Raw genomic sequence first — 10667 nt, forward strand, 5'->3', positions numbered from 1 at the left:
CCGTCATAGGCACCGGCTACCTCGGCGCCACCCACGCCATCTGCATGGCCGTCCTGGGCTTCGACGTCCTCGGCGTGGACGTCGACCCGGCCAAGATCGAGCGGCTCAGCTCGGGCGAGGTGCCCTTCTTCGAGCCCGGCCTCCCGGAACTGCTCGCGAAGGCCCTCGACACGGGCCGGCTGCGGTTCACCACGGACTTCGCCGAGGCCGGCGAATTCGGCGACGTCCACTTCATCTGCGTGGGCACGCCCCAGCAGAAGGGCTCGCACGCGGCGGACATGCGCTACGTCGACAGCGCGGTGGGAGAACTCGCCCAGCACCTGCGCAGACGCACCCTGGTCGTCGGCAAGTCCACCGTCCCGGTGGGCACCGCCGCCCGGCTGACGGACCTCGTCCAGCGCACGGCGCCGGCCGGGACGGACGTCGAACTCGCCTGGAACCCGGAGTTCCTGCGCGAGGGCTACGCCGTGGACGACACCATGCGGCCCGACCGGCTGGTCTTCGGTACGGAGTCGGAGTGGGCCGAGGAGCAACTGCGCGCCGCCTTCGCCCCGGTGATCGCCCAGGGCACCCCGGTGGTCGTCACCGACCTGCCCACCGCCGAACTGGTCAAGGTCGCCGCCAACTCCTTCCTCGCCACCAAGATCTCCTACATCAACGCCATGGCGGAGGTCTGCGAGGCGACCGGCGCCGACGTCACGGGCCTCGCGCAGGCGCTGGCCTACGACGACCGGATCGGCGGCCGGTTCCTCAAGCCCGGCCTCGGCTTCGGCGGCGGCTGCCTGCCCAAGGACATCAGGGCCTTCAGCCACCGCGCCGAGGAACTCGGTGTCGGCCAGGCCGTCGCCTTCCTGCGCGAGGTCGACGCCATCAACCAGCGGCGCCGGGCACGCACGGTGGACCTGGTCCGCGAACTGGCCGGCGGAGAGCTCGCCGGTGCCCGGGTGACCGCGCTGGGCGCGGCGTTCAAGCCCAACTCCGACGACATCCGCGACGCTCCGGCGCTGGACGTGGCCAGAACCCTGCACCAGTCCGGTGCCGAGGTGACCGTCGTCGACCCCGCGGCCACCGAGAACGCCCGGCGCGCCTACCCGGAGCTGACCTACGGCACGGACGTGCTCAGCGCGGCCGCCGGGGCGGATGTCGTGGTGCTGCTCACCGAGTGGTCCGAGTTCCGGCAGGTCGACCCGCACGCCCTCGGCGCGGTCGTGTCCAGGCGCCGTATCGTCGACGGCCGGCACGCCCTCGACCCCGCGGAGTGGCGCAGCGCGGGCTGGGAGTACCGCGCGCTGGGCCGACCCTGATCACACGCCTGGCTCGGGCGGCGGCTCGTCGCAGCCGCGCCGCCCTCGTCACCACCGCGCGGTGCGATCGAGGTGTGAGGAGGCGGGGAGGCGGGGAGGCGGGTCTCGCGGCGAGGGCCACCGTCTCCCCTCGCCGCCTGGTCGGCATGTCCACCGTCCCGGTCCCGGTCCAGGTCCCGGTCCAGGTCCAGGTGCTCGGCGCGACCTGGAAGATCTCGCGACAGCCTCACACTTCGAGGCGCACGTCCCCGTACGGGAAGGTGCGGGGCCCAGGTCTCCCCGTACGCGGAGGTCCGGGGCCTGGTCCCCTTCGGGTCGGGGAAGTAGTCGCCCTGGACATCGGCGAGTTCGGGTACCCGGCGGCGTACGTACCGTCGGGGAGAGTTGAGGGCGCGACCGGGGCGGGCGCGACCGGATGCGCAGTCACCGGATCGCCTGGCCCCCGTACCGGTGCCGGACCGCACCCGCACCCGCACCGTGGCGTGCGTACCAGTCACTTCTGTCGTGGAGCGGCGTCCGGATGCGGCCGGGGACCATCGGCTTCGGGGCGGTGCGTCGCCGGCAGGGGGTCGGGGTTGCTGCCGGGGTCCAGGAGGTGAGCCACGAGCGCGGCCGTCGTCCGGTGCCAGGTCCGGTACCGGCGGAGCATCGCGTGGTCACCGCCCGCGATCAGCGCCTGCCCGACCCGTGCGGCGGTCCCCTCGGCCCGGCGCAGCAGCTCGGCGGTATCGGCGGGCGAGGTGGTCCGGTCGCGATCCCCGTGCAGCGCGAGGAGCGTGCGCCCGGCGGTCTGCGCGACGGGCTCCCCGGGCGGCCACCATGGCGCCAGCCCGACCACCGCGTGCACCAGCGGATGCCCGGCGGCATGCAGCGCGGCGCGCCCGCCCATGGAGTGCCCGACGAGCACGGTGGGGACGGGGTGCGCCAGTTCGTCGAGCGCCCGGAGGGTGTCGTGCGCGGGGTCGGCCCGCTCGCCGTTCCAGCCGCGCACGCGATACCGCACCCGGGCGATCAGCACATCGTCCGGTACGGCCCGCGCCACCGCCCGCAGAACGAGTTCCATGCGCAGCGCGGCGAGCTGCCCGGGGCGCGCGGGCCGCTCGCTGCGCTCCTGCCCACCGTGCAGCACCAGCACCGCGGCGCGCGGCCGGGCAGGACCGCGCCAGACCGTCAACGCGCTCCCTGAAGCGTCCTCGTCCCGCGCCATCATTGCCCTTCCCTGTTCCGACCGTCCCCGGACAGACCGTAGCTTCACAGTCCGTTTCGGTCTGACTTACCCTGGCAGCAGCCCCCGCTCAGTATCAGCCCACGGCGTGCCGAGCCGACAACCTGGCCGATCGGCCCCGACGCGCGCCACGGTGGCCGTCGACTTTTCCTGTGCGTGACCTGTGCGTGACCTGTGCCTGGTGCGACCTTTACCCGGTGGGACCCAGCGTTCGTCTGACCTTCACGCAGTTCCGGCTCAGGGCTCCTATGGTTGCGGCGCCGCCCTCCTCATGTACGTCCGTCACTACTGTCCGGAGGACAGTCATGGCCGCCGTCAAGGCTTCCAAGCGCAACAGCCGCCCCCTCGCCGCACTCGCCGGGGCCGTCGCCCTCACCGCCACGTCGATCGGCGTGTGGGCCGCCACAGCCTCCACCGCTCAGGCCGCGGCTCTCCCGGCCCCCGACCACGTGGTGGTCGTGGTGATGGAGAACCACGCCTACTCGCAGGTGATCGGCAGCTCCAGCGCCCCCTACCTGAACAACACCCTCAAGGCGGGTGGCGCCAACCTCACCCAGTCCTTCGGCCTCACCCACCCCAGCGAGCCGAACTACTACATGCTGTTCTCGGGCTCCAACCAGGGCCGCACCGACGACAGTTGCGTCTCGGTCGGGTCCCTCTCCGCGCCCAACCTCGCCTCGGAGCTGATCGCCGCCGGCAAGACCTGGGCCAGCTACAACGAGTCGCTGCCCAGCCAGGGTTCGACGACCTGCAGCAGCGGCAACTACGCGCAGAAGCACAACCCGTGGTTCGGCTTCTCCAACGTGCCGACGAGCAGCGCCAAGACCATGACGCAGTTCCCGACCGACTACACGACCCTGCCCAAGGTCTCCTTCGTCGTACCGAACCTGTGCAGTGACATGCACGACTGCTCGGTCTCCACGGGCGACACCTGGATCCAGAACAAGCTGGGCGCCTACGCCACCTGGGCCAAGACCCACAACAGCATCCTCGCCGTCACCTTCGACGAGGACAACAGGCTGTCCGGCAACCGCATCCCCACCGTCCTCTACGGGGAGCACGTCATCCCCGGCAGCTCCACCTCCACCACGTACAACCACTACAACGTCCTGCGCACCGTGGAGGATCTGGCGGGTCTGACCGCGCACGCGGGCAACGCCTCCTCGGCCTCCGACATCGCCGGCATCTGGAACTGACGCCTGTGTATCTCGCGGACTCCCGCAGCACGAAGGCCGCCGTCGCCCCGGACACCCGTCCGGGGCGGCGGCCGGCCGCCGTGCCCGGCACCGTGCTGGCCCTGGGTGCGGTCAGCCTCATCACGGACATCTCCTCGGAGATGGTCACGGCCGTCCTGCCGCTCTACGTCGTCGCGGGCCTCGGCCTTTCGCCGCTCGGCTTCGGATTCCTCGACGGCATCAACAACGGCGTCGGTGCCCTGGTCCGGCTGGCCGGAGGCCATCTCGCCGACCGGGGAGGCCGCCGGCACAAAGTGGTGGCGGGCCTCGGCTACGGCCTGTCGGCACTGTGCAAGCCGTTGTTGCTGCTGGCCCACACCCTCCCCGTGATCAGCGCCGTACTCGCGGCCGACCGCACGGGCAAAGGGCTGCGCACCGCTCCCCGGGACGCGATGATCTCGCTGGCCACCGAACCCGAGCACCGGGGACGGGCGTTCGGGGTGCACCGTGCCATGGACACCACCGGCGCGCTGCTCGGCCCGCTCATCGCCTTCGCCGTACTGCGCGCCACCGTCGACGGCTACGACGCGGTCTTCACGGTCAGCGGCTGCGTCGCGGTACTCGGGGTTCTGGTGCTGGTGCTCTTCGTGCCCGGTCGCATCGCCCCTGTCGCCGCCCCCACCTCCGCCGTACAGCTACCCCAACCGCCCATGCCGCCCCGGCCGGTGCTGCGGGATGCGCTCGGGCTGCTGCGCCGCCCCGAACTGCGCAGGCTCACCGTGTGCGCGACCCTGCTCGGCCTCACCACCGTCAGCGACTCCTTCCTCTATCTGCTGCTCCAGCGCGAAGGGGACCTGCCCGCCCACCTCTTCCCGCTGCTGCCGCTGGGCACCGCCGCGGTCTTCCTGCTGCTCGCCTTTCCGCTCGGTGCCCTCGCCGACCGCGTCGGCAGGCGTCGGCTCTTCCTGGCCGGCCACGGCGTCCTGCTGCTCGGCTACGGCCTGGTGCTGTCCCCCTGGCACGGTGCCCCGGCCGTGGTCGCCGTCCTCGTCCTGCACGGCGCCTTCTACGGCGCCACCGACGGAGTCCTCGCGGCCGCCACCGCCGGTGCCGTGCCGGCACAGCACCAGGGAGCCGGGCAGGCGCTGGTCGGCACCGGCCAGGCACTGGCCCGGTTCGCCTGCTCGCTCGCCTTCGGCGCGGCCTGGAGCCTGTGGGGCGGACGGACGGCCCTCGCCGTCACCGCCGGGGCGCTCGCCGTCAGCGCCGTCGTGGCCTCGTTCGTCCTCCGTACCGCCGATGAGGTGCCCACATGACCAGAACCACCCGTCTGGTGATCCTGGCGGTCGCCGTTCTGCTGCTCGGGGGCGTCGGCGCCGGGGCGGTCCTGTACACCGCCCACCGGTCGGGCATGCGTGACCAGCAGCAGGCGAACGGTCCGACCGTGCTGGCCGGTACCGTCTCGCTCCGGCCGACGACCGGCCGTCGACTGCTGGTGCGCAACCTGGCCTGGGGCCCGCACCGCGACGAGATCGCGACCGTGCCCGCCGACGATCCGCAGGGGCCGCGCACCGCGTCGGCGGTCAAGTGCCTGCGTTTCCACGCGGCGGCGGGTACGGGCATCTGCCTACAGGCCGTACACGGCGCACTGGAGGACACCTACCGAGCGGTGGTACTCGACTCGCACCTGCACGAGCTGCACCGCTTTCCGGCAGCGGGCATCCCGACCCGCGCCCGTGTCTCGCCCTCCGGCCACCTGGTGGCCTGGACGGTCTTCATCAGCGGAGACTCCTACGCGGGCACCGACTTCTCCACCCGCACGGCCATTGTCGACACCCGGACCTGGGCCATCGACGACAACCTGGAGACCTTCCACATCGTCAAGGACGGCCGTCCCTACCGCGCCGCGGACACCAACATCTGGGGCGTCACCTTCGCCGACGACGCCCGCTTCTACGCCACCCTGGCGACAGGCGGCCAGACCTACCTGGTCCGCGGCGACATCGCCGCCCGCACCCTCACCACCCTGCACCGCAACGTCGAATGCCCCTCGCTCTCGCCCGACGGCACCCGGATCGCCTACAAGAAACGCGTCAAGGGAGTCTCGCCCGACGCCCCTTGGCGGCTGTACGTCCTCGACCTGCGCACCATGAAGGAGACCGCGACCGCCGAGCACCGCAACATCGACGACCAGGCCCTGTGGGCCACCGACTCCACCCTCGTCTACGCCCTCCCCGGCGACTACGGCTCGGACCTGTGGACCGTCCCCGCCGACGGCAGCGGCAGCGCCCGCAGACTCATGACCTCCGCCCTCGCCCCCGCCTACCTGGGGTGAGGGCGGGCTTCCCTGACGCCGCCCCTGGCCGCTCTCCGAAGCCCTACGCCCCAGCAGCGGCGAGCACCACGTCGACCAGTCGCTCGGCGGCGTCCGGACGGCCGTACGCACGGGCCCGTTCCGCCATCGTCGAGCGTCGACCGGGATCGGTCAGCAGCGGGGCCACCGCATCGCGCAGCCGCTCGGCGGAGATGTCGTCGACCAGCGCGAGTGCGGCCCCGTTGTCCGCCAAGTGGCGGGCGTTGTGCACCTGTTCGTTGCCGGCCGAGGTGGCGAGCGGTACGAACACACCCGGCTTGCCGAGCGCGGTCAGCTCGGCGATCGTCCCGGCACCGCTGCGGGAGACCACCAGGTCGGCCAGCGCGAGCACATCGGGCAGTTCGGCCCCCACGTACCCGGTGAGGTGGTAGCGCGCCGCGCTGGACGCCGACAGACTCGCGGTGTGCTGCCGCAACTCCCCGACATTGTCGGGACCGCACTGATGGATCACGTTGGCGTTCTCCAGCAGCCAGGGCAGCACGTCGCGTACGAGGTGGTTGATCTGCTGCGAGCCCTGCGCACCGCCGGTCACGTAAACAGTCGGCAGCCGACGGTCGAATCCGCCCAGCCCCAGCGCCTCAATGGCCTTGCCGGCCTGCCCGGTGAACACCTCGGGCCGCACCGGATTACCGGTGACCACAGCGGCGGCCCGCACGCTCTCTGCCAGCAACGGCAGCGTCGACTCCGACGACACCGCGACACGAGTCGCCGCTCCGGCGAGCGTCCGGTTGGCCAGGCCCAGCCGCACGGTCTGCTCGTGCACGACCAAAGGCACCCGGCACAGCCGCGTCGCCGCCACACCGACCGGCACCGCGACGTATCCGCCCGTCGCCAGTACGACGTCGGGGCGGAAACCGTTGATCGCCTTCCGGGCCTGGAGCACCCCGAGCGGAACACGGCTCATGTCCGCCACATTCGAGGGCGAGACCAGCTTGAGAGGGTTGCTCGACCTCCGGATCTTGCCCGTCGCCACAGACGTGAACGCGATCCCCTCAGCGGCCGCGACCCTGGACTCCAGGCTGTCGGCCTTGCCCACCCACAGCACATCCAGCCCGCCGCCCTGCCCTGCGAGCCGCGCCTGGAGGGTACGGACCGCGGTCAGAGCCGGATACGTATGCCCGCCGGTGCCACCGCCCGTAACGATGAGACGGAAGGGCCGTCCAGCCCTGGGGGGAATGCGGTGCTCACTGTTCACGGAGAAGTCCAGTCACTCTCGAACGCTGCTCAGGCCAGGACTTGAGCCTGCCACAACTGGAACTCGGTCTCGCACGGCCTCAGGCTCCGACGAGCGGAACGCCATCCCACCGAGCGTTTATGGCCGGATGCTTTGGGCTCGGGCTGTGCAGGGATACTTCTGTCGTGCTGTCGGCGTGGATTGCCGAGGCGGCGGACGAGCCCCTGGTACTGGAGCCGGCGATGCAAATCCTTGGGCAGCCCGCCAGTTGACGCCGTAGTCTCCCCGGATGGCTACCGTTTCCGTCGAAGATCTCGCCCGCGCGTGCAGTTCTGTCGGCGCCCTGCTCGCCGAGGTCCGCCCCGAGCAGTGGAGGGAATCGACGCCGTGCACAGAATGGAACGTGCGCGAGGTGGTGGCCCACCTGGTCGGTATGGACCTGGTGTTCGCGGCCATGATCGAGGGTGGTCCGATGCCCGAACGCGGAACAGACCCCCTCGGTGACGACCCGGTCGGCGCCTACCGGTCCTCCAGCGCTTCACTGCTGGCGGCTTTCTCCGGCCCCGGGGTGCTTGAGCGGGAGTATCGCGGCCCCTTGGGGAGTACCACGGGTGCCGAGCGCCTGCAGATCCGCCTCTACGATCTGCTCGCTCACGGATGGGACCTCGCCCAGGCCACCGGAATCCCTGCCCGGCTGCCCGAAGACCTCGCCGAGCAGGCTCTGGCGTTCGCGCAGGCTCAGCTTTCCGCCCAGTCCCGAACAGGACGATTCGCCGAGCCGCGCCCCGTCGAGGAGACCGCTCCGGCCATTGATCGGCTTGCCGCGTTTCTCGGCCGGCCGGTCCCACCGCAACGGTGAGACCGATCGAGTGCGACCGACCGTCCCGGAGCCCGGCCCGCTGATGATCTCCGGGCATTGATGAAACGCAGTGGTGAGCAACTGACCCGCTGCTCCTGCGTCAGTTCGTGGTGCCGCCGTGCTTCCGCAGAACGTTCAGAGCCCTGTCGAAGGCCGAGTCCCTGTTCTTGTCGAACTCCTCCTCGGTGAAGACCGGCTCGGTGAGGTGCGGCGGAATGCCCGGGCCGTCGAAGGTCCTGCCCAACCGGGTCAGGAACTCCTCGTTCGGCAGCCAGGCAGACATGTCGTTGGGGAGCATGCGTTGCATGACGTCCGAGAAGACGCCCTGGGTGGGCTGCCCGATCCGGACCGTCCTGCCGCGCCGGTCCATGAGGGCCTGGGTGAAGGTCTCCCCCGCACTGACGGTCGAGCCGCCGGTCAGCACGGCGACCGGCCCGGTGTAACGGGGGCCCTGAGCGGGCGTTACGTACACGGGCTCGGGGCGAGTGTGCCGTGTGGGGTCGGCGGGGTCGTTGCGGGCCCGCTTGGAGTAGGCGAGGTAGGGCGTGCCGGTGAGGCGCTCGGCGATGTGGATCCCCAGGGCGTCGGAGCCGCCGCCATTGATCCGCAGGTCGATGATCAGGCCCTTCAGGCGCTGGGTGCGCTCCTGACTGAGGATCGTGTCCAGCGCCTTGCCGAGCTCGGCCAGTTGGGCGGCGTAGGGGGCCCCACCGGCCACGTACCCGCCGAAGCCGGAGATCCGCACATAGCCCTGCCCGCCGGGGAGGTCGGCGTAGGTGATCCGTCCGTTGGCGAAGTCCTGGAGGTTCCGGGCGTCCTTGAGGTCGCGCGCCACGATGAACTTCTTGACCTTGGTGTCCAACTCCTGGGTGGGCAGGACGGTGCCGGGGCGAACCTGTGCGAAGACGCGGTCGCCGTCCTGAACGGCGACGTGGGCGTCGTGGAGCGGCTTGACCATCTCGCTGAATACGGCGAAGAGCTCGTCCCTGGTCGTCTTCGCGTGCACCTTGGGCCGGTACTGGTCGCGTACGGCGTGCCAGTCGATGCCCTTGGCGGCAAAGAAGGGGTAGTTCTCCTCGAAGGACTGCCAGAAGACGTCAAAGGCATCGAGCGGGCTCTCGGGGGCCGGACGCGTGCAGGCGTCGGGCAACTCCGGGATCCGGCGCAGGTTCCGGTCGCCGACGGAGCTGTCGGCCCGCATGGACGCGCGGTCGCGGTCTCCTTGGACGCGCACGGTGAGGACAGTGCCGTCGGGCGTGGTGTAGGTGCCTGGGCCGGTCCGCTGCGCGACGTCGCCCTTGAGGCAACTGACGGCTGTGGTCTGGTACTCCTGGACGGTCCCATTCCGGATGGACAGCACTGTGCCGTAGCCGTCCATACGCCAGATTCCGTCGGCGGCCGGCCGGTGGGCGGTGGCAGCCGGCGCGGCTCCGCCGACGAGGGACAGGGCAACGGCGGTGACAGTGACGATGCGCAAGATCTTGCCTTCTCTGTGGGCGACTTGCTCGGGACAGCCCCAACGGTCGCCGACAGGGCGTTCACCCGGCCATCCGGCTGCCCGGTTGATAGTGGGTGGGGCCAGCACCCCACCCACTACCGGCAGCGCTCGGGGCAATCGCATCGAGGGACCGACCGGCGCGGACCATGCCGCGCTGAACATCGGTACAGCCCTTGGCACCGAAATTAGTCACGGTCGGCCCGTGCAGCGCCGAGCCCAGCGCCAGCTTGCCAGGGGGCCCGGCTACGACTTACTGGCCGAGCGCCCGGACATCCTCGATCTCGTACTCGGCGAGTTCGCGAAGGAAGGCGTTGCCAGAGAGTCAGCCGAACCAGCCCACCTGCACAACCACGATCCGCTCACCACGGATGTCAGTCAGATAGGTGAGCATGAGCAGCCCTCGGCTCTCCGTCCGTACGCCGGGCCCTGGCCCGGTGTAGGCGGCCCCCTCCAAGAAGACCATGGACTCACGTACTGCGATCTCGTTGGCCAGCCGATCGGTCTCGACGCGTGCCACCTCTGGCAGGCCGTCCAGCAGGTCGTCCTGGAACGGCTCCCAGTGCCAGTCAGCCACCGGCGACCTCACGATGAGCCGCCTGGATGATCTCGCCGGCCTCCTGGATCGCCCGCTCCCGGACATCAGGGTCGGCGCTGCTGATCGCCTGCTCGGCGGCGTGCAGTCGGCGCGCGGTGTCCGGGTGTCTCTCGATCTCCACGACGACGCCCCACTGCTGGTAGAACATCCGGATCGGTACGACGCTGTCCTCGTCCCCGGCGCGTACGAAGGCCTTCTGCAGGTCCTCGAAGAACTCGGGCAGCCTGGACGGCACAACGGTGGCGACAGCCTGCCGCAGGTCGGGCAGCGTCAGCTCGGGCCGGGGAATGAGTGAACCGTCTCTGTCCGCATACGGCATGGTCATCGGCCGCCTCTTCCACTCGTCGAGCCGCGTTCCGGCACATGCCCACGCTAACGCCATTCCCGTCACTTCTTGGCTCCGATGAGCGGAACGGCACCACACGGAGTGGCCGCAAGCCCCCACTCCGCCCAGACCGTCTTC

General features: G+C 70.8%; 10 protein-coding genes. 5 read left to right on the forward strand and 5 right to left on the reverse strand.

Translation table 11 applies throughout. From position 1 onward, the window contains the following. Positions 1 to 1304 (forward strand): UDP-glucose dehydrogenase family protein (locus AOK08_RS07285; RefSeq protein WP_055524627.1); only part of this gene is annotated, 1304 nt, incomplete at its 5' end. Between the two features lie 493 nt (positions 1305 to 1797). On the opposite strand, the gene AOK08_RS07290 is transcribed toward AOK08_RS07285, so the two are convergent. Beyond that, a complete protein-coding gene (locus tag AOK08_RS07290) occupies positions 1798 to 2514 on the reverse strand; it encodes an alpha/beta hydrolase (RefSeq protein ID WP_079053888.1) in 717 nt (238 codons plus the stop codon). Positions 2515 to 2834: 320 nt separating this feature from the next. Between AOK08_RS07290 and AOK08_RS07295 the strand changes: the two genes are divergently transcribed. Genes AOK08_RS07295 through AOK08_RS07305 form a run of 3 tightly spaced genes read left to right on the forward strand, consistent with a single transcriptional unit; the run spans position 2835 to position 6039 of the window. Further along, complete coding sequence (locus AOK08_RS07295; RefSeq protein ID WP_055524628.1) at positions 2835 to 3725, forward strand: alkaline phosphatase family protein; 891 nt, start codon at positions 2835 to 2837, stop codon at positions 3723 to 3725. Positions 3726 to 3730: 5 nt separating this feature from the next. Continuing rightward, the gene (locus AOK08_RS07300) at positions 3731 to 5020 is read left to right on the forward strand and encodes an MFS transporter (protein ID WP_055524629.1); all 1290 of its coding nucleotides are present in this window, start codon (positions 3731 to 3733) and stop codon (positions 5018 to 5020) included. Then, positions 5017 to 6039, forward strand: a complete 1023-nt coding sequence (locus tag AOK08_RS07305) for a hypothetical protein (RefSeq protein WP_055524630.1) — start codon at positions 5017 to 5019, stop codon at positions 6037 to 6039. Before AOK08_RS07300 ends, AOK08_RS07305 begins: the two co-directional genes overlap by 4 nt. Positions 6040 to 6082: 43 nt before the next feature. Here AOK08_RS07305 and AOK08_RS07310 read toward each other — a convergent pair whose 3' ends face one another. After that, complete coding sequence (locus AOK08_RS07310; RefSeq protein WP_241826862.1) at positions 6083 to 7273, reverse strand: UDP-N-acetylglucosamine--N-acetylmuramyl-(pentapeptide) pyrophosphoryl-undecaprenol N-acetylglucosamine transferase; 1191 nt, start codon at positions 7271 to 7273, stop codon at positions 6083 to 6085. Positions 7274 to 7541: 268 nt separating this feature from the next. Between AOK08_RS07310 and AOK08_RS07315 the strand changes: the two genes are divergently transcribed. Further along, positions 7542 to 8111 (forward strand): TIGR03086 family metal-binding protein, encoded by a 570-nt coding sequence (locus AOK08_RS07315; RefSeq protein WP_055524631.1) that lies wholly within the window; start codon positions 7542 to 7544, stop codon positions 8109 to 8111. Positions 8112 to 8211: 100 nt separating this feature from the next. On the opposite strand, the gene AOK08_RS07320 is transcribed toward AOK08_RS07315, so the two are convergent. The 3 genes from AOK08_RS07320 to AOK08_RS07330 form a co-directional block, all read right to left on the reverse strand. Next, the gene (locus AOK08_RS07320) at positions 8212 to 9588 is read right to left on the reverse strand and encodes a S41 family peptidase (protein ID WP_055524632.1); all 1377 of its coding nucleotides are present in this window, start codon (positions 9586 to 9588) and stop codon (positions 8212 to 8214) included. Between the two features lie 343 nt (positions 9589 to 9931). Further along, on the reverse strand, positions 9932 to 10183 hold the full coding sequence (locus AOK08_RS07325; RefSeq protein WP_055524633.1) for a hypothetical protein: 252 nt from the start codon (positions 10181 to 10183) through the stop codon (positions 9932 to 9934). Next, positions 10176 to 10529, reverse strand: coding sequence for a hypothetical protein (locus AOK08_RS07330; RefSeq protein ID WP_055524634.1), 354 nt, complete (start codon positions 10527 to 10529; stop codon positions 10176 to 10178). Before AOK08_RS07330 ends, AOK08_RS07325 begins: the two co-directional genes overlap by 8 nt. Positions 10530 to 10667: the final 138 nt, after the last annotated feature.

The organism is Streptomyces graminilatus, assembly GCF_001418565.1.
GTDB classification, from domain to species: Bacteria; Actinomycetota; Actinomycetes; order Streptomycetales; family Streptomycetaceae; genus Streptomyces; species Streptomyces graminilatus.

Excerpts from the sequence above, each read along its gene's own strand:
- AOK08_RS07290 (WP_079053888.1), bottom strand. The coding sequence starts at position 2,514 with ATGATGGCGCGGGACGAGGACGCTTCAGGGAGCGCGTTGACGGTCTGG.
- AOK08_RS07295 (WP_055524628.1), top strand. The coding sequence starts at position 2,835 with ATGGCCGCCGTCAAGGCTTCCAAGCGCAACAGCCGCCCCCTCGCCGCA.
- AOK08_RS07305 (WP_055524630.1), top strand. The coding sequence starts at position 5,017 with ATGACCAGAACCACCCGTCTGGTGATCCTGGCGGTCGCCGTTCTGCTG.
- AOK08_RS07315 (WP_055524631.1), top strand. The coding sequence starts at position 7,542 with ATGGCTACCGTTTCCGTCGAAGATCTCGCCCGCGCGTGCAGTTCTGTC.
- AOK08_RS07330 (WP_055524634.1), bottom strand. The coding sequence starts at position 10,529 with ATGACCATGCCGTATGCGGACAGAGACGGTTCACTCATTCCCCGGCCC.